Annotated in this window: 21 protein-coding genes; 3 read left to right on the top strand and 18 right to left on the bottom strand. The window is 36.9% G+C overall.

Going from position 1 to position 22,841, the window contains the following annotated elements; genetic code table 11:
* Positions 1-8 precede the first annotated feature (8 nt).
* Positions 9-545 carry a YfcE family phosphodiesterase gene (locus tag K5Q14_RS00530; RefSeq protein WP_220733884.1) on the bottom strand — a complete coding sequence of 179 codons (537 nt, stop codon included), beginning with the start codon at positions 543-545 and terminating at the stop codon, positions 9-11.
* A gap of 10 nt (positions 546-555) precedes the next feature.
* On the bottom strand, positions 556-2,013 hold the full coding sequence (murI, locus tag K5Q14_RS00525) for a glutamate racemase (protein ID WP_220733883.1): 1,458 nt from the start codon (positions 2,011-2,013) through the stop codon (positions 556-558).
* A 90-nt stretch (positions 2,014-2,103) separates the two neighbouring features.
* Between murI and K5Q14_RS00520 the strand changes: the two genes are divergently transcribed.
* Positions 2,104-2,823 carry a YslB family protein gene (locus tag K5Q14_RS00520; protein ID WP_220733882.1) on the top strand — a complete coding sequence of 240 codons (720 nt, stop codon included), beginning with the start codon at positions 2,104-2,106 and terminating at the stop codon, positions 2,821-2,823.
* A 75-nt stretch (positions 2,824-2,898) separates the two neighbouring features.
* Here K5Q14_RS00520 and dltD read toward each other — a convergent pair whose 3' ends face one another.
* The 5 genes from dltD to K5Q14_RS00495 are packed head-to-tail and all read right to left on the bottom strand — an operon-like array spanning position 2,899 to position 7,339.
* Positions 2,899-4,182, bottom strand: a complete 1,284-nt coding sequence (gene dltD / locus K5Q14_RS00515) for a D-alanyl-lipoteichoic acid biosynthesis protein DltD (protein WP_220733881.1) — start codon at positions 4,180-4,182, stop codon at positions 2,899-2,901.
* Between the two features lie 5 nt (positions 4,183-4,187).
* A complete protein-coding gene (gene dltC / locus K5Q14_RS00510; RefSeq protein WP_220733880.1) occupies positions 4,188-4,424 on the bottom strand; it encodes a D-alanine--poly(phosphoribitol) ligase subunit DltC in 237 nt (78 codons plus the stop codon).
* 28 nt (positions 4,425-4,452) lie between these two features.
* A complete protein-coding gene (gene dltB, locus K5Q14_RS00505) occupies positions 4,453-5,658 on the bottom strand; it encodes a D-alanyl-lipoteichoic acid biosynthesis protein DltB (protein ID WP_220733879.1) in 1,206 nt (401 codons plus the stop codon).
* Positions 5,651-7,183 carry a D-alanine--poly(phosphoribitol) ligase subunit DltA gene (dltA, locus tag K5Q14_RS00500; RefSeq protein ID WP_220733878.1) on the bottom strand — a complete coding sequence of 511 codons (1,533 nt, stop codon included), beginning with the start codon at positions 7,181-7,183 and terminating at the stop codon, positions 5,651-5,653. The genes dltB and dltA overlap by 8 nt, the downstream gene beginning before the upstream one ends.
* A gap of 15 nt (positions 7,184-7,198) precedes the next feature.
* Positions 7,199-7,339 carry a teichoic acid D-Ala incorporation-associated protein DltX gene (locus tag K5Q14_RS00495; protein WP_220733877.1) on the bottom strand — a complete coding sequence of 47 codons (141 nt, stop codon included), beginning with the start codon at positions 7,337-7,339 and terminating at the stop codon, positions 7,199-7,201.
* A gap of 157 nt (positions 7,340-7,496) precedes the next feature.
* Between K5Q14_RS00495 and K5Q14_RS00490 the strand changes: the two genes are divergently transcribed.
* Together K5Q14_RS00490 and K5Q14_RS00485 are read left to right on the top strand one after the other, a co-directional pair.
* The gene (locus K5Q14_RS00490) at positions 7,497-8,711 is read left to right on the top strand and encodes a PTS sugar transporter subunit IIC (RefSeq protein ID WP_220733876.1); all 1,215 of its coding nucleotides are present in this window, start codon (positions 7,497-7,499) and stop codon (positions 8,709-8,711) included.
* Positions 8,701-9,528, top strand: a complete 828-nt coding sequence (locus K5Q14_RS00485; protein ID WP_220733875.1) for an alpha/beta hydrolase — start codon at positions 8,701-8,703, stop codon at positions 9,526-9,528. Before K5Q14_RS00490 ends, K5Q14_RS00485 begins: the two co-directional genes overlap by 11 nt.
* A 38-nt stretch (positions 9,529-9,566) precedes the next feature.
* Here the strand turns inward: K5Q14_RS00485 and K5Q14_RS00480 are convergent, their stop codons facing one another.
* From K5Q14_RS00480 to hprK, 11 genes are all read right to left on the bottom strand, one after another.
* Positions 9,567-10,931 (bottom strand): DEAD/DEAH box helicase, encoded by a 1,365-nt coding sequence (locus K5Q14_RS00480; protein ID WP_220733874.1) that lies wholly within the window; start codon positions 10,929-10,931, stop codon positions 9,567-9,569.
* A complete protein-coding gene (locus K5Q14_RS00475; RefSeq protein ID WP_220733873.1) occupies positions 10,931-11,947 on the bottom strand; it encodes a DHH family phosphoesterase in 1,017 nt (338 codons plus the stop codon). Before K5Q14_RS00475 ends, K5Q14_RS00480 begins: the two co-directional genes overlap by 1 nt.
* 67 nt (positions 11,948-12,014) lie before the next feature.
* Positions 12,015-13,100: a DNA polymerase IV gene (dinB, locus tag K5Q14_RS00470; protein WP_220733872.1), complete on the bottom strand. Its 1,086-nt coding sequence runs from the start codon at positions 13,098-13,100 to the stop codon at positions 12,015-12,017.
* Between the two features lie 385 nt (positions 13,101-13,485).
* Positions 13,486-13,845, bottom strand: a complete 360-nt coding sequence (rplS, locus tag K5Q14_RS00465; RefSeq protein ID WP_010016907.1) for a 50S ribosomal protein L19 — start codon at positions 13,843-13,845, stop codon at positions 13,486-13,488.
* Positions 13,846-13,966: 121 nt separating this feature from the next.
* A complete protein-coding gene (locus tag K5Q14_RS00460; protein WP_220733871.1) occupies positions 13,967-15,667 on the bottom strand; it encodes a phospho-sugar mutase in 1,701 nt (566 codons plus the stop codon).
* A 198-nt stretch (positions 15,668-15,865) separates the two neighbouring features.
* On the bottom strand, positions 15,866-17,317 hold the full coding sequence (gene gtfA, locus K5Q14_RS00455; protein ID WP_220733870.1) for a sucrose phosphorylase: 1,452 nt from the start codon (positions 17,315-17,317) through the stop codon (positions 15,866-15,868).
* Between the two features lie 98 nt (positions 17,318-17,415).
* Positions 17,416-18,609 carry an MFS transporter gene (locus tag K5Q14_RS00450; RefSeq protein ID WP_220733869.1) on the bottom strand — a complete coding sequence of 398 codons (1,194 nt, stop codon included), beginning with the start codon at positions 18,607-18,609 and terminating at the stop codon, positions 17,416-17,418.
* A gap of 279 nt (positions 18,610-18,888) precedes the next feature.
* Entirely contained in the window at positions 18,889-19,842 is a 954-nt protein-coding gene (trxB, locus tag K5Q14_RS00445; protein ID WP_220733868.1) for a thioredoxin-disulfide reductase, read from the bottom strand.
* Positions 19,843-19,960: 118 nt separating this feature from the next.
* Positions 19,961-20,833, bottom strand: coding sequence for a UTP--glucose-1-phosphate uridylyltransferase GalU (gene galU / locus K5Q14_RS00440; protein ID WP_220733867.1), 873 nt, complete (start codon positions 20,831-20,833; stop codon positions 19,961-19,963).
* A gap of 41 nt (positions 20,834-20,874) precedes the next feature.
* Positions 20,875-21,885 (bottom strand): NAD(P)H-dependent glycerol-3-phosphate dehydrogenase, encoded by a 1,011-nt coding sequence (locus K5Q14_RS00435; RefSeq protein ID WP_220733866.1) that lies wholly within the window; start codon positions 21,883-21,885, stop codon positions 20,875-20,877.
* Complete coding sequence (gene hprK, locus K5Q14_RS00430) at positions 21,878-22,840, bottom strand: HPr(Ser) kinase/phosphatase (RefSeq protein WP_220733865.1); 963 nt, start codon at positions 22,838-22,840, stop codon at positions 21,878-21,880. Before hprK ends, K5Q14_RS00435 begins: the two co-directional genes overlap by 8 nt.
* Between the last annotated feature and the right edge of the window lies 1 nt (position 22,841).

Genomic DNA, 22,841 nt, shown 5'->3' with positions numbered 1-22,841 from the left:
CGACAAAATTAACGTGTCATTTCTACTGTGAGATTATCTAGCAATAGGTGTGCACGATTATAAAAATGGACAATAAACCTATCTGGCTCAACGACTAACACAGCATACGTCCCGCCAATTGCTGCGCGTGGTCCTTTTGGTAAACTCGTTGATCCTGGATTAATAAATAACTTGCCATTATAGGCCAGTGCGCCATCAATATGTGTGTGCCCAAATAAAACAACCTGAGCATGACTCTCACGCGCTGCTTTATCCAATAATTCTAAATTAGCCCAGCCATTAAACGTTGTCACATGATATAGATGTCCATGCGTTTGAAAAAAAGTCACATTATCAATCGTTGTCGCGCGTGCTTCAACAAAATCATCATCATAGTCCATATTACCAATAACAGTTGAAACACCATCAAAAACTGCATCTTCTGCGGCTAATTCTGAATCACCATTAAAAAAAATACCATCAACTTGTGATTGCCATTTGTTAATAATATTAGACAATATTGCTCTATCGCCATGACTATCTGAAACAATTAAAAATTTTGACATATGATATCACTTATATTCCTTTCAGCCATTCTGGTAGGTGTTTACTCAATTCCTGTAAGGCCAAGCCACGATGGCTAACCTGATTTTTTTCATTTGCGGTTAATTGGGCAAATGTTTTATCAAACTGAGGGACTAAGAAAAGTGGATCATAGCCAAAACCGTTATCACCATGCGGTTGATCTGTTATGAAGCCATGTACTGTACCCGTTGCTACTAACTTAGGTTTATTTGGACCAATCAACACAAGGACACTATTGAACTGTGCCTCACGCGATGTGACACCTTTAAGGCTTTTTAAAACTTTATTATTATTCGCCTGATCATCGTGATCCCCTGCATATCGTGCAGAATACACACCTGGTTGCCCATCTAAGGCATCAATCGATAAGCCAGAGTCATCTGCTAAGATGTAGTCATTTGGCGCAATTTGAGCAATTGTCATCACTTTTTTTGTTGCATTTTCTTCAAATGTTGTCCCATCTTCAATAATTTCAGGTACATTGTCCCCCAAATCACGTAGCGGTATTACTTTGAGGTCGATACCATTATCATTCAAAATAGCTTTTATTTCGGTTATTTTATGTTGGTTGTTACTAGCCACAATAAGTCTAGGCATACTAATTTCCTCTAAATGCTGCAATATACCATTGCCTACAATTTTTAAATGACGAACATCAAGCTCATGGGTGCGCGTTAGCCAGTTTGTTGCAATAATTTTAAACGTTTGATTATCATTGTCACTCGTCGTGTAATAAACGTCCTCATTATGATTATGTTTTATGTCACTATTTAAGTTTAACCTATTCAATTCTTGTTGCACGGCATAAACAGTTTCACGACCGGAATCAATCAAAGTCACTTCTGGACCAACCGCCTCTTGAATAAAGGATTCAAGTAATGGAAAATGCGTGCAACCTAGTATTAATGTATCAATGCCAGCTGCTTTAAACGGTGCTAAATGATTCTTGACAAGGTCTCGCGTGGCTTGATCTTGATACTTATTTGCTTCAACTAATTGTACAAAATCAGGCTCACTTTGTGACAAAACCACTGTTTCAGTGTCATATTGATGTATTTGCGATTCGTAGGCTTTAGAATTAACAGTGCCCTCAGTTGCAATGATGCCAACTGTTTTATTTTTGGTTGCCAATTGTGCAGCTTGCGCACCTGGTTGTATGACACCAATGACCGGAATCGTTAATTTTTCTTGCAGTACAGTTAATGCACGTGCTGTTGCTGTATTACAAGCAATGACAAGCATTTTAATGTGCTTGTCTGTCACCAGATAATGTGCCATTTGCAGTGTATAAGCAATCACCTCATCTGTCGTCCGTGGCCCATAAGGCATACGTGCTGTATCGCCAATAAAGATAAATTGTTCGTTAGGTAGTTGCTTCTGGGCTTCTTTAATGACTGTTAAGCCACCAACACCAGAATCAACCATCCCGATTGGATTATTTTTATTCATATTTATAATTATGAACGGAAAATTTAAGAATGCAAGTTTTCTAGACCAAAAGTTTGGTATAATAAAGGTCTGAAAGGTTTATATAAACTTATGAATAGCAATGATTACGACAAAATTTTACAAACCAATTTTCAAGTTAATAGCTTTGCCTTAACGCTTCTACGTGATGGCCTTTTAAAAAACCTATTACAAGAAGATTATCCCCATATTTTATATTGGGCTGGCAAAGAAATAGCGCGCCAATTTCCAACCGATGCCCTTTCTTCTGTGGTAACGTTTTTTGATAACGCCGGTTTTGGCACTATAGAAATCGCCTCTCAAGACAGTAAAAATCAACGTTGGTACTTGACTGGTGATTTGGTCAAACAGCGTTTAGGCCTTGATAAGTCTGCTGATTTCAGTCTAGAAGCTGGTTTTTTGGCACAACAACTTGAAACGCAAACTGGCGCCATAGCCGAAGCAACATTTAAACTCATGAAAAAAAATGAGGGTATCACCTTCGAAGTCGTGACTGACTTAAATGAAACAGTTGATGTATCTGACATCCGACAACGTGTTGCTGCACGCGAATCATTTTTAAGACAAACACATGAAAACATGGAACATGCCAAAATCATTAATGTACGGGATGATGGTGATATTTCACACGAGCAATCTATCACAGATTCATTGCTGGCCTTTAAATTTGATGATATTGAGTTGCCAAAAGAAGAACCAACTAGCTTGAGTGCTATGTCTGGTGATGATGCAATTGATCCTTTTAATTTTCCGACATCAACGGATACAGAATCTCAATCGCCATTTTCATAAACAAAAAAAACCGTCGTGTATGGTGTGTTAGAAAATCCTAATTGGGTTTTCTAACACACCATACATTGACGGTTTTTATTTGAATTGTTTCAAATTATCAGCTGTTGGCATCAAATTTTGCCAATCGTGTGATAAATAATTATTGTTAATATGATAGTTTGTTGGCTTATAACCATCTGTTAAGAATGGATTAATATGCCTATCTGCAGCTACCCAACCATTCCATCCCATATGAATAGTATCTTGCATAAAGTAATTCCTATTACCTTCATGTGAGAAATCAGCAATATTATTAAACCCTTGTGCCGTCAGTTGTTTCTTAATTTTGTCGACACTTTGATAGTACATATCTTGGTTTAATCCTGTATAGTTCGCCCAACGTTGATTAACTGGTTGAATAATAAACAATACATCTGTATGCTGTTTTGCAAATTCTGAGAGGACTGCCTGAAAATCAGCATATTCATCTGACTGACGGTAATCAAATGTTTTCTGTGAATCAGCCAATTGCTTTAACTGCATTTTAACACGATACTTGTAAAATGAGTTTTTAATCTGAAAGTCGTTGTTTGTTGTTTCTCTTTCACCAATCTTTGTTGCTTGGCGCAATAATGCTGATGAACTATCTTGCTTAGGCAATACTTTTAATGCCGGCTCAACACGTTTAGACCAATTGTTAGATCGCGAAAAACTTGAAAATAGTTGATCTTCACGTAACAGTATACGATGACTCAAGCCTAATAAATTGATGTCCGTTTTTGATAACGGCTCATTATCACTAATTTTAGTAATCATTTTTGCATAAAAATTATTATCTTTAACTTGTTTTTGTGCCAACAAACGGCCTGCAATGAAACGATCAGTTGGCGTAATATGATTAATATTACGTAACCAGTCTACTGTTTGTAAAGGTGAATAAAATTCAGGAAAGAATAATTTCGTGTCCTTTTTAGTAAACCATTGCTGTGAAATAATAAAAACCGCTTGTTTTTTGTGCAATGCAGGCGTCATTTCTTGCATGCCCAAATAGTGCGTCAATGATTCAGTGCCTGCCTGTCCTAATAAGAACGGTTGGTAGTTTCGATGATACTTTGCAGCCAACATTGACGGGTGCATAGTATCTAACCGTAATAGCTCACTTGAGCCAAAAAAAGGCACATAACGTTTAGATTGATCACTAAACGCCGCTGTTTTTATAGCCTCTCCCTTAAAGGTGTTCTTGGAAAAAGAAACCGATGCATGACGTATATTTTTATGTGTCACATGATTTAAAGAAAAAGGCGTTAAAAATAATGCAAAAATCAATACAAAAGCGACCACTACCGGCCCAAAAATCCACCACAACCCCCGTTTTTTCATGGTGACTACCCAATCAAAGATTCAACTTTGGCAACCACTTTATTAGGTGTGTTCCATTCATCACGATTAAATTCTGATACTGGTGCTTGAATATCAAACTTGCTTTCCAAGTCGAGTAATAATTCAACTGTTGCCATTGAATCAAGCAAACCACTATCAAAAAAATCATCATCCATTTGATCAGTGATATCTTCACCAATAATTGTGTTCAAAATGTCGATTACGTCTTCTTTTACTGCCATTGTTATTTCCTCTTTCTTTTAATTGCTATTATTTAAACCATAATTTGTCCAAAAATCCACTAAACAACAAGAAGCTAACCATCACCACATGGAATGTTATCACAATGGCAAGCGCCTCTGTAAATTTGTTATGTGGTAAGTTATGTTTCTTTTTATATCTAAGCCATGCATCATTAACAACCATACCAACACCTTGGAACAAGCCGTATGCAATATAATACCAATGCAAGCCGTGCCAAAATCCCATAATCAGCATATTAAAAATGTAAGCTATATTTGAAACTGTCACACGACTTTTGAACCACTTCTTTTTCATGATTAAAAATACTAGTCGCATGAAAATGTAGTCTCGGAACCAAAACGACAAGGACATATGCCAGCGGTTCCAAAAGTCTTTCAAGTTTTTTGATAGGAATGGTTTGTTAAAGTTCATTGGTAACTCAATACCCATCACATAACTTGTTGCAACAGCAAACAATGAGTAACCAGCAAAGTCAAAGAACAAATCTAAGCCATAAGTATACATGTACGGAATTAACCACCATGTCCAACCATGATGCGTAGATGCCGATAACATTGCCGCACTTGCAATTTGCGGTAAGAGTAAAGTACCTAAAATATATGACAAGACAAATTTGTACAGAAATCCGAGAAAGAAATACCATACTGCTTTTTCAAGCATACTGATATATTTTGCACGATCTGGTACAGTTTCGATATCCTTGATAAAACGACGATAGCGATCAATTGGTCCTGATGATATTGTAGGCATAAAGAGCATAAAACGCAAGAATAACCACGGATTAAAATCTTTAATAGACCCATCACGTGTTTCCATAATCATAGCTACCGAACGAAAAGTTAAATATGAGATACCAAGAAATCCAAGTAATGATGTCACATGTGTCCAATGCGCTGCCGGCGCTATTTTTACCAAAACCAATGGTAGGATAGCTAATGCAACCGCCCCATAAAAAATTAGTCCTTGATTGCTTTTCTTACGATACAGTGTATACGCCCATACTAAGAGCCACTGCCAAATGATATAACCAATTAAGGCAAAACCTTCATGATATTTATGGCCATCAAACATTAAAAAGATGAAAATCACTGATACAACAACTTCATACCAATTCAATCGCTTGCCAAAATATAAACCAATCGCTAATGGTAACAATGCTAATAATAACATAATAAAATACTTTGGGTCAGCATATGGTTGTATATTAAGCATTACCGTTCACCTCAGAAATCAGTCCCTTGAGATCAATTTTACCATTTGGTGTCAATGGTAATGCTTCACGATACATAAAACGACTAGGAACCATGTATGGCATCATAATATTTTCAAGTTCTAATTTAATCGCGTTGGTTAGCAAAATAGGTTTCTCAAAATTATTATTTTTAGCTACAATAATGGCTAATAGTTGCTTCACTTTACCATCAGCGTCATATCTGGGTACAGCAACTGCTTGTTCTACCCATTGGCTCTGTTGTAATTGTTGGGCCACTTCTTCTAGCTCAATACGGAAGCCATGTAATTTAATTTGAAAATCTCCACGCCCTTTGTAGTGTAGTAACCCATTCGCATCACGCGTTGCTAAATCACCTGTTTTATAACCTTGCTGGCCATCAATAACGGTAAATGCTGCTGCCGTTTTCTCAGGATTATTTAAATAACCCTTTGATACTGATGGCCCAACAATAACAATTTCACCTGTTTCATCTTCAGATAATGCAACTCCATCGTTATCTTGAATCATAATTTGCGTATCAGATTTAACGTAACCGATTGGCATTTTATCATGATTTGCAATAATATCTTTTGTAATTTCTAAGCCAGTAACCGCAACAGTTGCTTCAGTTGGCCCATAAGTATTATAAATTTTTGCCTCTGGAAAACGATCCAATAATTTTTGTGCCGTTGTTGATGTCAGCACTTCACCACAGAAGAAGAAGCCATCAAGATTTGGATGATTTTTTTGTGTAAATTCTGGATCCAGCAAGGCAACATCAGCGAATGATGGTGTTGATACCCATTTATTCAATTGAAGATTTGGCAAAGTTTTAAACAATGTTTTAAAATCATCAGCTGCTACTTTTGGTAAAGCCTTCAAAGTACCTCTTGATAACAATGTTGGCACCCAATCCATTACTGATAGATCAAATGAGTATGGTGGCTGTGATAATACGTTGCTACCAGATTGCCAATTAAAGGTTTCACCTAACATCCAACTTGCAAAACTCACAAGATTATCATGTGAAATTTGTACACCTTTTGGTTTACCAGTTGTGCCTGATGTAAAAATGATATAAAAATTTTCATCCCCAATAACAGGCTGTGTCATCTCAAATTCAATGCTCGTATTAAATACATCGCTCAATTGCGTCTTACTAATGACTGGTACACCCGTAACTGCTATTGGTAAATCATCAACAGCAATGATTAACGCAGGCTGCCCAATTTCGATAATGTCTGTCAACCGCTCATCAGCTGAATTGACATCAACTGGTATATAAGCATGGCCCGCTTTGACACTAGCCAAGAAACTGGCAATCATGTCAAATTGCTGCCCCCCATAAACCATAATTGGTGCTTTATCAGTAATATGCAGGTTCTCTATAAATGCTGCTAAGCTATTCGAATAATTCTTAAGCTGTTCGTATGTGTGTGTATTTCCCAATTCATCATAAGCAATTGTATTTCCTTGCGTTTGTGCAATTGTATCAATCGCTGCCATGATATTTTTAATAATCATATTAATTTCCCTAATTTAGAATTCGTTGTAAATAAAGTGACCTTCGCCCACGCCTGAATAGCTGTAAAGGTATATCAGCGCTAAAATAATGATGAAATAAAATAACGTCCGACTAATAAAATTGACAATCGGCCGTTGAAAAAATTGTTTAATCATTTCACGTTACCCCCGTATCTGTGATTTAATGTATAATCAACATAGTGCTTTATCGCAACACTATAAAAACATTCATAACCATCATTATAACACAAACATTTTTTATGTATAGTCTTATCATTATAACATCAATATTTTCAAAAAATATGGAGGCATCATGCTTAATCATGTAGTCAATACCGCTCAAAAATTGGATCATGCCTTAATTCATCGGCCTGCCTTTCAGGCCATATCAGCTGCTATGCAACAATCTGTGCCAATTTTAGCAATCGACATTTATTGTCGACTTTTTTTAAAATTAGCTATTTCTCCTGATGCGTTGTTCGTAAACATTTTTAATAATTATCCAATCACACCAGATAGCATTACTGATCGTTTAAGATTTATCATACAAAATCTTGACATCGCGGTCACTATGATTTTTATCATCGGCTTAACATACCACTATTTAACTCAAAAAGGAATTAAAAATACGACACTGCCTATTGTCACTAATTTTATTGCTATTTACGCGTTACTGTTTGTAAAAGGTCAAGTGCTGGCAAATAACGCTAGCCATTATTTATTGATTACATTCCTTATCTTATTAAGTTCCCACTCATATTATTGGTATTATAATCATCTCAAAATTGCTGCCTCCCCGTTTAGTTTGAGATATTTATTATGGTCTATCACAATTATTGCTGCCAGTCTATTACTACATTTTGGATTGCATCTTTCACGCCTAACAAGCATAATATCAAATCTATTAGCTCAAAATTTTTTTACGACTTTTTTGGGCCTGTTACTGATTGCCATTTTATCGCCATTGCTATTTATCTTTGGATTTTCACTGCCGCCTGAGCTTACTAGCAATCAGACGTCGTTTAATGCTATGGTATCAAATTTAGATAAATTTTTGACTCACGGTTCATCAGCCCTCCCTTTTCCTGAAAATTTATATAGTATTTATGGTGCGTTTTCTTTATTTGGTGGTGTTGGTAATACCTTAGCACTTAACGTGTTATTATTATTTGTAGCATCAAAAAATTATAGACGTCTTGGCATTTTGTCATGGATCCCCAGCTTGTTTGATAATAACTACCTACTCTATGCTGGTTTACCCCTATTTTTCAGACCTCTTATATTAGCTCCTATGATACTTGTTAACATCACCAGTATGCTAATTAGCTATGTCGCTATAGCAGGACATATTGTGCAACCAGCAATTTTTATTACACCTAATAATTTACCAAATATTTTACTGCCTACCCTTGCAAGTGCGACACCCATTCGATCAACGATACTTGCCATCCTCATTTTTAGCCTATCTTTGCTAATTTATCGGCCATTTATACAACGCTTTATGACAGAGGTTACTCATGAAAAATAGAATAATTTTAACTTTAAGTTTAATATTAATGGTCGTTTTAGGCATTTATGGCCAGCATTGGGTTTCACAAACCAGTACCCATCAATCCAAAATTCAAAATTCACGTATGACGCCTGTTATCTTTGTTCCTGGATCTAGTGCTACTGTTAACCGTTTTGATAATTTGTTATCTACTATCAATGCTAGTGGGCCCGCTCACAGCATTTTAAAAGTCAAAGTTAATCAAAACGGCGAGTTACTATATAGTGGTAAAATTAATGCTAATGATCGCCAACCATTTATTGTTATTGGCTTTCAAAATAATGAAGACGGTTATAGCAATATTAAAAAACAAACAGAATGGTTAACAAGTGCCCTTTATGCTTTGCAAGACCGTTATCACTTCCGAACATTTTCTGCTGTTGGCCATTCAAACGGTGGCTTGATTTGGACAAATTTTTTTGAAAAATACTTTGATAGTGATGTCTTTTCAATACCAACACTGATGACGTTGGGTACACCCTTTAACTTTTCTGAAACTTCTCTACAACGCCGTACAGAAATGTTAAAAGATTTTATACAGTCCAGCAACAAATTACCAAGTAACTTAGAAATGTATTCAATTGCCGGCACTGAAGACTACACTGATGATGGCATTGTTCCAATTCAAAGTGTCACCGCTGGCAAATATATTTATCAAAAAAAGGTTAAATCATACACCCAAATTACTGTTACCGGTGACAATGCGCAGCACTCTAATTTACCAGACAACCCCGAAGTTATGAAATTAATTCAAACAAACATCATCGCGCCATTATCACGTCGTGATGCCCATTAAAAAATAAGACGACTCAACTGAGTCGTCTTATTTTTTTGTTACCTATCACCACGTTTTTTATTCTCTTTACGGGTTGCACGCATTTCTTCTCGCTTTGAAATACGACGATCCATTTGATCTTTACGTTGAATTGCTGACTTAATTCGGCGCTTATAGCCTGGTTTAACAATTTTTTTCTTCTTTTTAACCATACCAACCATTGTTGGATCTAATTTTTTAGTCGTTGCAACACGCTGTTTACGTGCTCGACGATCTTTAACATCGACTATCTCACCATCTTTAATTTGCTTAGCTTTAAAGTTAATGCCAAGCGCTTCTAATTCAGCAACTTCTTGCTCTTCATCTGGGCCGTATAAAGTAATCGCTAGACCTGGTAATCCATTACGACCAGTTCGTCCAACACGATGAACAAAAAATTCTAATTCATCTGGTATGTCATCATTAATAACATGAGATACGCCTTCAATATCAATGCCACGAGCCGCCAAATCAGTTGCGACAACATATTGAAATTCCAAATTTTGGATTGCTTTCATCACACGACGACGCTCACGTGGTTCTATATCGCCATGTATTTCAGCCACTTTTAAGCCACGACCACGCAAATTTGAAGCAATTTCTTTTGCACGCTCTTTTGTATTAGCAAATACCAAAGCCAAATAAGGATTGCCAATTGATAATACTTGATAAATAACATCATTTCTATTTTTAGATTTTGTCGCTAGTAACCAGTTATCAATCGTATCGGCAATAACTGTTGATACAGGAATAGCTTCAAATTTTGGATTATCCAAATACTTTTTTAAAAATGGTTTTAGTTTTTCTGGCATAGTTGCGCTGAATACCAAAGTCTGTAACTTATCCGGCATCGCGCCAGCGATAAAGTCTACTTCACTCAAGAACCCCATGTCAAGCGTCATATCTGCTTCATCAACAACCAATGTATGCACAGCATGCAACTTTAGGGCTCCTGTAGACACCAAGTCTTTAATGCGACCTGGTGTACCAATAACAATTTGAGGTTGTCCTTTTTCAAGTTGTTTGATTTGTCTCATTTTGTCAGTACCACCGACAAACTCTGAAATAGTCACATCTTGTTGCCAATTATCTGCGAAATCTTTAGCCGCCTTAGTAATTTGTGCAGCTAGTTCACGTGATGGTGTTGTAATCACAGCCTGCACATATTGTTCGTTTTGCACTAATTGATTCAATATTGGTATTAGAAATGTATGTGTTTTTCCAGAACCTGTCTGAGACTGACCAACAACATCGTTTCCTTGCAAAATACTAGGAATAAGCTTGGCTTGAACCGGTGTTGGTTTTGTAAACCCAATTTTTGTTAAAGCTACAATGAGTTCTGGCTTTAAATTAAATTGTCCAAATTGGTTTGCTGTTTCTGCCATCAATTTTCTCTACTTTCAATTTTCTCAGTTGTTTCCTGAGCTACTTTTTCGACACCATATTTTTTAATTAATGCGGCATCAACCGTTTTTATTAGTCGTTCAACGTCTTGTTTTGTTTGCGCCCAAGCACCAGATGCCATCGGGTGTCCGCCACCTTCAAATTGGTTTGCAATTTTATTAATAACAATCGTTCTTGATCGCAAACGTACACGATAATTACCTTCATCTTGCTCCTCAAAAATAGCCCAAGCTTTGACTTTATCAATTTTTGAAGGTAGTGGCACAACAAACGCCGTACCAGATTCTCTGACGTCAAACTGTTTAACTAGTTCTTTGGTTAGCACAACAAAAGCAAATCCAGAAGGCAAAATATTAATATTTTGTAGTACATATCCAGATAACTTAGCGGCATTTTCAGTAATTGTTTCCATATTATGATGCACTGCTTCATAATTAAAATTATAATTAAATAGTTCTGAAACCACACGGAAAGTTTCTTTGTCCATGCCATACATAAATCGCCCAGTGTCGCCTACGATACCAATATAAAGTAAACGTGCTGCTTTATCCGTCATGACTAGCCCTTGATCTCTAAGGGCCTCATAAAACTCATAGATCATGGTACTCGTTGCTGAATGTCCCGGTTTGACCCATTGCCAGTCACCATAAGGTTCGTCATTTGGATGATGATCAATTTTAATTGTTTCTAAACCATTAGACCAACGTTGATCGTCTATACGTGGTGCATTGGCAGTATCCACCATAATGATCAAGGCATTTTTATAGGTTTTATCAGGAATAGTGTCCATAAATGTGTCGTCTTCGTTCATCCATGATAACCCTGGAACTGCTTTCCCTACAGCATAAATGTGCTTTTCAGGAAAACTCGCTTGTAATATTACTTTCAAACCAAGCTGTGAGCCAAACGCATCAGGATCTGGTCGTTGATGACGGTGGATAATAATTGTGTCATATCTTTTAATTTGTTGCAGTATTTGTTCTTCAATCGTTGCCATAATCTTATCTTTCTATTTTTGCATATCTGTATTTACAATTAGCACGCCTTTATCTAGTATATCACGTTTAAAATAATGTCATTTCTTCAAAATTGCTAGATTGCAAATTACTCATTGACATGCCCAGTAATCGCACTGAAAAAGGCGGCGCCATTAAATCCTCAAAAATATATTGCGCATTTTCAGCTAGTAATTCTTCCGACAAGGGCCATGCCGACTCTCGTGTGATTGCGCGCGTCATTGTATTAAAATCATCGTCACGCACTTTAATATTAAGTGTCCTGCCAACACGATGATGTGCTTTTAGTGCACTAATCATGGCAGTCGCTAATTTTTTAAATTCATATTGTATATCACGTTCATTCTGCAAAAAATGATCATACGTTTCTTCTTTAGCAATTGACTGCCGTTGTCGTTGCCATTGTACTTCACCAAAATGAACACCTCGGGCTTGATAATATAGGTGCTCCCCCATTTTGCCAAATTGAGATCGTAAGTCATCATAGGACATTTTTCTTAAATCTGATCCATTTTCAATATGTAACTGTTTAAATTTTTCATGTGTTTTTTTACCAACGCCACGAAAATCACCAATTGCCAATGCATCAAGAAACGTTAGCATATTTTGAGGTGTGATCACCGTGACACCATTTGGTTTATTATATTCAGATCCCAGCTTAGCTAACAATTTATTATGCGAAATACCAATAGAACTCGTAAGACCAGTCACTCTTAAAATTTCGTGTCTAATGCGCGCTGCCAATACTGTACCTGATAAATTTGAATCACTCACATCAAGATAGGCCTCATCTAATGCTACTGGCTCGACCTTTTTTGTAAACGCATTAAAAACATTATGAATTTGATCAGAGACAGCGCGATATTTAGTGAAGTTAGGCGATAAAAAAACAGCATTGGGTGCCAATTTTTTTGCATCAGAGGCACTCATAGCTGAATGAACACCTAATTTTCTTGCAGCATAATTCGCTGTTGCTACAACCCCTCGGCCACCTGTTTCTTCCGGATTACGAGCTATAATTAATACTTTATGTCTCAGTTTTGGGTTATCTCGCATTTCAATTTGTGCATAAAATGCATCAAGATCAACGTGCAAAATTTTGCGTGTATCATTTGTAATCATGAATTCTACCATACAATTATTTTAGCATAACGAACTTTTGTTCGTATCATTAACTACTGAACCACTAAAGTATATTTGCCCTCAAGTAAAAAATAATTGAAAACATAAAAAAACCCCTGACCGAAGAGGGGATGGCCAGGGGCACGATAACCGAAGTTATCAATTAAATCAATCAGTAATTGGGGGGCTGATTGAAACATTACTAGGGGAGTAATGAAACTCAAATATTATTCGAGTATGTTTTAATTATATACCCTCATCGCTCTGTTTACATATCATACGCTTTGCTCTTTCATTACATAAATATTACGTCATAAAATTAATGATACCCTTTATGTTTTTAAAACCACTACCTATCACATTCAAAAAAAACATCCTATTGGATGTTTTAAACAAGTTATACGTCGCGACGACGTTCCTTGATACGAGCTGCTTTACCTTGTAATGCACGTAAGTAATACAACTTGGCACGACGTACTGCACCAAAGCGGATTACTTCAATCTTTTCAACACGTGGTGAATGCAAAGCAAATGTACGTTCTACACCAACACCTGACGAGATTTTACGAACAGTGTATGTTGCTTGAATACCAGCACCCTTACGCTTGATAACAACACCTTCAAATAATTGAATACGCTCGCGTGAGCCTTCAACAATTTTAGCGAACACTTTAACAGTGTCACCAGCGCGGAAATCAGGAATATCAGAACGTAATTGTACTGATGTAATGTTTTCTAAAATACTATTTTGACGCATTGGTAATTCTCCTAGTCGATAATCATACACTTGCCCTTAGGCTAAACGCACAGCGGATTACCGTTAATTTGGCTTCTAAGCCTTTTTTAATTGTATCAAAAGATGTGTCAATTGTCTAATATTATTTCGTGTAAGACATCAAATCTTTTGTTATAACGTCAATTTTAGCCTGAGACGTTGCTTGTGAATCTGATTCAACCCCAATATAAAACTTTAACTTAGGTTCAGTTCCTGAAGGGCGAATAGCTACCCATGAACCATCTTCAAGCCAATACTTTAATACATTTGCTTTTGGTTGTGGTAATGGCGTTATTGCACCATTAATCGCTGTTTCCGTTGATTTAGAAAAATCTTGTGCGCGCATAACTTTTAAGCCACCAATTGTCTCAGGTTGCTTATCACGGAACTGTGAGATAATAGCACTCATTTCATCATTACCATGAATTCCTGGAAAATCAAGACTAATGGTTTTTTCTTCAAAGTAGCCAAACTTCTCAAACAATTCCTCTAACCCATCAGCAAATGTTTTACCCTGTGACTTATAATACGCCGCTACTTCAGCAAATAGGACAAGCGCTTGAATGGCGTCTTTATCATGTGAAAATGGCTTAACCAAATAACCAAAACTTTCTTCAAATCCAAACAAGAAGGTCTGTTCTTTAGTTGCTTCATATTGATCAATTGTAGCTGCAATATATTTAAATCCTGTTAGGACATCTGCAGTGATGACACCAAAACTTTTGGCAACTTTTGAAGCAAAACGCGATGACACAATAGATGTGACAATGGCACCATTTTCAGGTAACGTATTAGTATTTTTCTTAGCCGTTAACAAGTAATTAACTAAAACAGCAGCAATTTGATTGCCTGTCAAAACTTGGAAAGTGCCATCTGCTAACTTAACAGCAGCACCCATACGATCAGCGTCTGGATCAGTGGCCACCACAGCATCAGCACCATCTCGTTTAGCATAAGCAATTGCCATCTCTAATGCAGCAGCATCTTCTGGATTTGGTTTTTTTACAGTTGGGAAATCACCATCAATAACTGCTTGTTCCTTAACAATTGAATAGTTCGTAAAGCCTGCTTGTTGTAAAGCTTTTTCGCCTATATACTGACCTGTGCCATGCAACGGCGTATATACAAATTTCAGTGAATCCCCTTCTTTAGCGACCAAATCACTATCGACCGTAATAGTTGCTATTTGTTTCAAATATTTATCATCAATTTCTGAGTCAATGACTTGTACCTGTTTGTCAGTTGTATCCAATACAATGTTAAATATATCGGTAATTTTATCCAATTCACTGACCACGGCATCAACAGCTTCTGGTACCATTTGTCCGCCATCTTCTCCGTAAACCTTATAACCATTATATTCTTTAGGATTATGAGAAGCAGTAATCATAATACCTGCAAATGTGCCAAGTTCACGCACTGCAAATGATAATTCTGGTGTTGGCCGTAAGCTGCTAAATAAATATGACTTGATATTATGAGCAGATAAAACGCGTGCTGCATCCGAGGCAAATTCAGGTGAAAAATGTCTTGAATCAAAACTAATTGCAACCCCTCTGCTTTTAGCTGTTTCCCCTTGAGCATCAATATAACGTGCCAATGCTTCTGTTACTTGGCGCACAGTGAAAATATTCATGCGATTTGTACCAGCGCCTAAAATGCCGCGCATGCCAGCTGTGCCAAAACTCAGATTTTGATAAAACGCGTCTTCTTGTTGTTCAGGCGTGTATCCTGCCAAGTCCTTGGCCAAATAATCAGGTAGCTCAACGTTCTGCCATTGTGCTAAATTTTCTTGATAGCTCATGATTTTCTCCTATATATTCTTAACTCATTATAACAAAATTTTATTATTTTCGAGTAGTTAAATGAACTATGTTTTTTCATTTTAGCAAGTCCTCATAATGCCATTAGCTAAACATTACTAAATGACATTAATATGGCTTTCATAGTTGACTACTTTTGTGATAATAAAAAAAGCGCCTAGGCGCTTTAACTGACATAATTACTTTGTTGTAAATATTTCTTTACCGTTTTCAGTTACAGTAAAGCTCTTTGTTGCAAAGTTAGCATCCAAAACAGCGGTTGTTTTACCATCTGCAGATGTACGTGATACTGTCAATTCATTTTCGCCATCATTTACTACATCAATTGAACCATCTAAGTCAAAAGCTGCACTTGTATTACGGAAGCGCAATAAGTCAAACAAGTTTGAAACAACTGGGCGCTTTGTTGTTTCAGCAATTTCAGCCAAGTCATAATAATGACGGTTAATGTTACGACCTTCTTTTGAGCTTTCCAAAAGTGCAATATCATTTTCACCAGCAAGTAGGCCAACGTAATAAATTTGTGGAATACCAGGTGCAAATATTTGTGCTGCACGTGCCAATAAGTAAGCAGCATCATTATTACCCAATGCTGAATAGTACGTTGTATTGATTTGATAAATATCCAAGTTATTATATGCGGCTGATGAGAAAATCTTTTTCACATTTGCGCCAACTTTATACATTTCTTCAGTTGTGAAGTCAGTTTCTTCTTGTGTCAACAAGTCTTTAGCATCAACAACACCAATACCATCATGTGTATCCAATGTTGTAAATTGCTTCATTGGACTTTGACGCAACCAATCCGCAATACGTTCTGTCTTACCTGAGTACAATGAATACAATGTAATCAAAGGCAATGCAAAGTCATATGAATACATGTCATGATCAGTAATCTTACGTACAATCTTGTAATGTTCGTGAATTTCAGGTAATACTTCTGAACCTTCTGCTGCTAATATTTCACGGACCTCATCTATAATTGCCCAAATTTCTGGTTCAACGAAAAAGTCATTTGTATCTAACTTCTTAATTGCATAAGCAAAGGCATCCAAACGGATAACTGACGCACCATGATGTGACAAATTAACCAATGAGTCTTTAATAAACTTTTTTGTTACTTCTTTAGTAACATCCAAATCCATTTGTTGGTCACCAAATGTGTTCCAAACTTGATCAGTTGTGCCATCAGCAAACGTTACAGGCGCAAACGGTGCCTTATCCTTACGCTTGTAAATCATGTCAATATCAGCATCTGTTGGGCGATTTTCAGGCCAGAAATCAGAATACTTCAAGAACATATCATAATATTCTGATGCTTCTTTCTTTTCTAAAAAGTCTTGAAAATACTTTGATTGTGGTGAAATATGATTCAACATAAAGTCAAACATCAAGTAATATTTGTCTGCTAATTTATCAACATCTGACCAATCACCAAATTGAGGATCAACTGTCTCATACTGTTCAGGCGCAAAACCGCGATCCCCTGTTGATGGGAAAAATGGTAAGACGTGCACACCACCTACAACACCATTAAGTTCATTAGATAGTACTTGATTCAATTCTTTCAAGTTTTTTCCAAGTGAATCAGCGTATGTGATCAACATCGCTTCATTTGTCAATTTTTTCATGATTTTCCGTTCTCCTTATGTAACGTTTAATAAATGATAATGAATTCAAGGCTACTTATAATGCGCCACCTTAAGGCGCATATTTTTAAAACATGTTGTTAAGCACGTTTACGATTAGTAATGAACGTGACTCCTGCAATAACAAGTAAAATTACGCCAAGCAATGGAATTGTTGTGTAGGCTGCTTCAGAAACACTGCTTGTTTCGTTTCCCATTATTTTGGCCAACAATGATAATGCAAACGGTTCAACGAACACACCAACGTTAAAACCAATTAATACAATAGATGTCACAAATGGTTGCTTTTTTAAAGGTGCCAAATTAGGTAGTTGACTAAAAATGAATGGTGAAATTAGTTGCATTGGGAAACCAATTAATAATACACCTATTGTCAAAATAACAAAATTACCGTTTGAAAATGCCACTAAGAAATTAGATAGTACCATCAATAGCAAACCAACTTGTAGTGTAAACCGGCCAAATAATTTTTGCATGCCGCCATATACAAGGCCACCCACCATTGCTGCAACGAGCATAAGTGACAGAATTGTTGAAACTAGCAAACCACTAACACCTAAGTTTTGTGCCATAAATGGGAAACTGAGTTGAATCGCCATGTAATCAATCACTATGAAGGCTGCAAAAAGTGTCAATACCCATACTAAGGGACTAATACTTTGAGGTGCAGTGTTTTGAACATGTGCCTTTTCGTCCTTTTTCTGATCAGCAGCTAACATTTCTGTTGTATCTGGTACCCGAACATAAAAAAGATACAAAATTGGAAAAGCTAGTAAATAAACTAAAAATGTTGTTTGCCAACCAAAATTCAAAAGCAAGCCAGCGATGAAAGTCAAAACAGCTTGACCAATTTGTTCAACAGCCGCACGCCATCCAAGCATCGTTGCACGTGTCTGCCCTTGATACATGACAGCTATCATTGATACAGCTAATGAATTAAAAATACCAAATCCAGCACCCAAGACCATTCTAGATACAAGAATGATAGGATATGATGTCACAAAAAACGGTACGATACCAGCAAAACCAACTAACAGCATGCCTAGCATAATTGTTTTTTTGTCACCTAATTTTGCTGCAATAAATGAACTGAGCAAGACAAACACTGTCACCACAATTGATGGTGTTGTCGCTAACGCTTGTACCTGTGTAGCTGATACTCCCAGCGCTTTTGTCATTTGAGGCATCGCCCCATTAATAGCATAAGCACTAGTTAACATGAATGAAATACCTAAAAACGCAATTTTGGTAATCCATTTATCCTGACTTTGCATGATTTTCTCCTCGAATTCTCTTAATAGAACCGGTTCCTTTTTCAGATAAACAATTTATATTGTGCATCTTGACACAAATAATTGTAACCGCTTGCACCTTAAATGTCAAACGATTTCCAAAATGAAAATAACAAATAGTTATTTTCATAAATTTTCATTTTTTTCAAAAATTATTATTGTAAGGTTAAAAGCATTTTTATGAGAAATAAATGGAAAAAATTAATAAAAAAGAAATCAATAAAAAAAGACAATTTTTTCAAATTTGTCTTTTAAAAGCGATTAGATAACTTGTTCATTTACTGCAACTGGTAATGCGCTAACATAGTCATAAACACCTTGACCTGCAATACTACCATCGCCGACAGCTGTTGTAATTTGTCGTAATTCTTTGGCACGGACATCCCCCACTGCAAATACACCAGGAATGGTTGTTCGCATGTGCTCATCAGTAATGATCCAACCCTCATCATTTGTGATATTCAAATTTTCAAAACCTTGCGTGTTCGGTTTTAAACCAACATACACAAAAACACCGCTTGTATTAATTTCAGATATTTCATGCGTTTGATTATCAACCACACGAACACCAGTGACTTTGTCACTATCACCAGTAATTTCTATCACTTCTGTGTGCCAACGAAACGACATTTTTTCATTAGCGAAAGCGCGATCTTGAATAATTTTTTGAGCACGTAAACTATCTCGACGATGTAACACCGTGACTGATTTTGCTAAGTTCGTCAGATATAAACCTTCTTCAATAGCGGAATCGCCACCACCAACAACAACAACGTCCTCATCTCGGAAAAAAGCACCATCACATACAGCACAGTAACTAACCCCACGGCCCTGATAATCCTCTTCACCATCAGTGCCTAGATGAACATGTTCAGATCCGGTAGCGATAATAATGCTTTTAGCAATGTAACGATCCATATCAGTCGTAATAATTTTATTGTGTCCGTCAATTTCAATACTTTCTACTGTACCAAAACCATATTCAGCACCAAAACGTGTCGATGAAGCATACATTTTCTCTGATAAATCCGGTCCCAATATTGAATCAAAACCAGGATAATTTTCAACCTCAGCCGTATTATTCATTTGACCGCCGTAAATACCACGATCCAACATCAAAACAGATAGATTCGCGCGCGAAGCATAAGTAGCAGCAGTCATTCCGGCAGGTCCTGCACCGATAATCACAACATCATACTGTTTATCTTTTTCCATTCAGTAGACCTCATTTCACTTACTTTTTGTACATCTAATTTTACACGTATTTCAATATTTTGTCGAGAAAAAGTCATTAACTATTATTACCATTAAACACATATTTGAGCTATAAATCTCACAATTTAGCTGCTAATTCCTTAATATAGGCACGTAATTGGTCTTTTGTTTGTGGATGCTTCAATCCAAACTCAATATTTGTTTCCAAAAAACCAATTTTTGAGCCAATGTCATAACGACTACCCTTAAACTCATGCGCATAAACATGTTGCCGATTATTTAATGAATCAATAGCATCCGTTAATTGAATTTCGTTTCCCTTACCCGGTTGCGTGTTTTCTAATTCTTCAAAAATTTCTGGTGTTAATAAGTATCGACCAATAATAGCTAAATCTGATGGTGCATCTTCTGGCTTTGGCTTTTCAACAAAAGATTTGACACGATATAAACCATCAGAAGCTTCTGCCGCAGGATCAATCACACCATATTCAGAAACTTGGTCATGGGGTACTTTCATAACCGCTAAAGTTGATTCTCCTGTCTCTTCATAACGTTCGATTAACTGTTTCGTTAATGGTACATCATCTTCCATTAGATCATCACCAAGTAAGACAACAAAGGGTTCATCACCAATAAAAGCTTTTGCTGTTAATACAGCATCCCCAAGTCCCTTAGGATGAGACTGACGAATGAAATACATGTTAATATCAGTTGTTTCTTGAACAATTTTTAGTAGTTCATCTTTTCCCTTATCACGTAAATTATTTTCGAGTTCGGGATTTGAATCAAAATGATCTTCAATTGAACGTTTTGATTTGCCATCAACAATCACAATGTCTTCAATTCCTGAAGCAATGGCCTCGCGTACAATATATTCTATTGTTGGTGTATCGACAATTGGTAACATTTCTTTAGCTAATGCCTTTGTAGCTGGCAAAAAGCGTGTGCCTAGTCCTGCTGCTGGGATAATTGCTTTACGTACTGGTTTCATTTTAGTCACTCTCTTTCTTATTCATTAGTTCATGCACCAAGCTAATCTTCAGATTTCAATGGTCTTGCCATTAAATCTGCAATCGCTTGACGCAACGATTTATTTTCATATAAAACTTGATATACTGCATTTGTAATTGGCATGTCAACATGATAGGTTTTTGCAAAGTCGTAAACAGCTTTTGTTGTATTGACACCTTCAATGACCATACCCATTTCCTCGGTCACTTGTTGTAAACTTTTCCCTTGGCCCAAACCTAGACCTGCACGATAGTTACGTGAATTTGGTGACATGCCTGTTACAATTAAATCACCAATACCAGCAAGCTCGTAAAGCGTTTCTGGTTTAGCACCCATAGCTGCTCCCAAGTCACGCATTTCTACCAAACTTCTTGTCAATAAGGCTGCTTGTGCATTAACACCGTACCCTAAACCAATTAAAGCGCCAGAAGCAATTGCAACAATATTTTTTAAAGCCGCAAATAATTCTGAGCCAAGCAAATCATGATTCGTATACGCACGAAAAGTTTTGTTTGACAACGTTTTTTGTAACAACTGAGCAGCTGATTCGTCTGAACTACCAATTGAAACAGCTGTTAAATCATGTTTGATGACATCTTCTGCATGAGACGGCCCAGATATAACAACCAACGCCGACCGATAAGCCTCTGGCACTTCTTCTGCAATCATTTCAGATATGCGCTTATATGAGCCTTGTTCTAGACCTTTGGTGGCATGTGCCAAAATTACCGTGTGTGACTGTGCTTTTAGAGCAGTAGCTAATTTTTTGGCTACCTCGCGCACAGCCTTAGTAGGTACCACACTCAATACAATTTCGACATTTTCAGTTGCCAAAAACATATCATTAGTTGCAACAAGTGTGGCAGCTAACGTTGCATCAGGCAGGTACTTCACATTCGTATGCTGCTGATTAATTTCTTCAACCTGATTTGAGTTATGTGTCCATAAGCGCACATCATGACCATTTTCAGCTGCCGTATTTGCCAATGCTGTTCCCCAAGACCCAGCACCAAGTACCGCTATTTTAGTCATGTTTATTCTCCAAATCTATTTTTTCATTTTTCACCATCTCGGCTGACATGCGCTCTTCAAGTGTTTTCAATGCATCAATGCCCATATTAGCAGTGCGGAATTTTACTGCTGCTGCATCAATAACACTTGCAGTGTTACGACCTGGCGTCACCGGAACTACCATACGTTTAATTTTCACACCTAAAATTTCAAGTGTATCATTATCATTGCCCAAACGATCAAAATTAGCTTCACCAATTTTACCATTTGATAAATGTATATTAAGCGCAATCGTTGCATGTGATCGCACAGAAACTGCGCCATACACCTGCTGCACATCAATAATGCCAACACCACGAATTTCCATCATGTTACGCAAGACTTCATTTGGTTCGCCGATTAAACGCTCCTCATCCTCTTGATAAATATCAACACGATCATCAGCGACTAATCTTGCTTTGTCTTGTTGAATTAATTCTAACGCAGCTTCTGTTTTACCGATACCAGCATCCCCAGTAATTAGAACACCCAAACCGTGAACATCAATAAGCACGCCATGAACATTTTCACGTGGTGCCAATTGGCCACCTAGATAGTAAGTCATATTTGATAAAATACGTGATGATGTTAAAGTCGATGTTAAAATTGGAATTTTAGCCTCATCTGCTGCCTGTTTAAGTTCATCACTGATTGGTAATCCTGTTGACACAACAAATGCTGGTGTTACTGGATCAGCCATTCGCCGATAAACCATCAGTAATTCTTCGTGGCCCATGCGTTCCGAAAAGGACGTTTCCGTAATACCCAACAATTGCACACGTTCTGGTGCATAATAATTAAAATAACCGGTCATTTCTAACCCAGGTCGTGAAATATCTGCTGTTGTAATGATGCGTTCTAAATATTGTTTACCTGCTACAATTTCTAAACGCGTGTTATCTACTAATTGTTTTACTGTAACTGAATTTTGTGCCATT

The sequence above is a fragment of the Leuconostoc inhae genome, assembly GCF_019656015.1.
GTDB classification, from domain to species: domain Bacteria; phylum Bacillota; class Bacilli; order Lactobacillales; family Lactobacillaceae; genus Leuconostoc; species Leuconostoc inhae_A.
This window is presented reverse-complemented; position numbering and strand designations above follow the sequence as displayed.

Coding starts and splice junctions, on each gene's coding strand:
- K5Q14_RS00435 (WP_220733866.1), bottom strand. CDS start 21,885: ATGACTAAAATAGCGGTACTTGGTGCTGGGTCTTGGGGAACAGCATTG.
- K5Q14_RS00495 (WP_220733877.1), bottom strand. CDS start 7,339: ATGATTAAACAATTTTTTCAACGGCCGATTGTCAATTTTATTAGTCGG.
- dltC (WP_220733880.1), bottom strand. CDS start 4,424: ATGGCAGTAAAAGAAGACGTAATCGACATTTTGAACACAATTATTGGT.
- K5Q14_RS00450 (WP_220733869.1), bottom strand. CDS start 18,609: ATGCAAAGTCAGGATAAATGGATTACCAAAATTGCGTTTTTAGGTATT.
- K5Q14_RS00520 (WP_220733882.1), top strand. CDS start 2,104: ATGAATAGCAATGATTACGACAAAATTTTACAAACCAATTTTCAAGTT.
- K5Q14_RS00530 (WP_220733884.1), bottom strand. CDS start 545: ATGTCAAAATTTTTAATTGTTTCAGATAGTCATGGCGATAGAGCAATA.
- K5Q14_RS00460 (WP_220733871.1), bottom strand. CDS start 15,667: ATGAGCTATCAAGAAAATTTAGCACAATGGCAGAACGTTGAGCTACCT.
- gtfA (WP_220733870.1), bottom strand. CDS start 17,317: ATGAAAAAATTGACAAATGAAGCGATGTTGATCACATACGCTGATTCA.
- dltD (WP_220733881.1), bottom strand. CDS start 4,182: ATGAAAAAACGGGGGTTGTGGTGGATTTTTGGGCCGGTAGTGGTCGCT.
- K5Q14_RS00485 (WP_220733875.1), top strand. CDS start 8,701: ATGAAAAATAGAATAATTTTAACTTTAAGTTTAATATTAATGGTCGTT.
- trxB (WP_220733868.1), bottom strand. CDS start 19,842: ATGGAAAAAGATAAACAGTATGATGTTGTGATTATCGGTGCAGGACCT.
- K5Q14_RS00480 (WP_220733874.1), bottom strand. CDS start 10,931: ATGGCAGAAACAGCAAACCAATTTGGACAATTTAATTTAAAGCCAGAA.
- K5Q14_RS00475 (WP_220733873.1), bottom strand. CDS start 11,947: ATGGCAACGATTGAAGAACAAATACTGCAACAAATTAAAAGATATGAC.
- dltA (WP_220733878.1), bottom strand. CDS start 7,183: ATGATTATTAAAAATATCATGGCAGCGATTGATACAATTGCACAAACG.
- murI (WP_220733883.1), bottom strand. CDS start 2,013: ATGAATAAAAATAATCCAATCGGGATGGTTGATTCTGGTGTTGGTGGC.
- hprK (WP_220733865.1), bottom strand. CDS start 22,840: ATGGCACAAAATTCAGTTACAGTAAAACAATTAGTAGATAACACGCGT.
- dltB (WP_220733879.1), bottom strand. CDS start 5,658: ATGCTTAATATACAACCATATGCTGACCCAAAGTATTTTATTATGTTA.
- rplS (WP_010016907.1), bottom strand. CDS start 13,845: ATGCGTCAAAATAGTATTTTAGAAAACATTACATCAGTACAATTACGT.
- galU (WP_220733867.1), bottom strand. CDS start 20,833: ATGAAACCAGTACGTAAAGCAATTATCCCAGCAGCAGGACTAGGCACA.
- dinB (WP_220733872.1), bottom strand. CDS start 13,100: ATGGTAGAATTCATGATTACAAATGATACACGCAAAATTTTGCACGTT.
- K5Q14_RS00490 (WP_220733876.1), top strand. CDS start 7,497: ATGCTTAATCATGTAGTCAATACCGCTCAAAAATTGGATCATGCCTTA.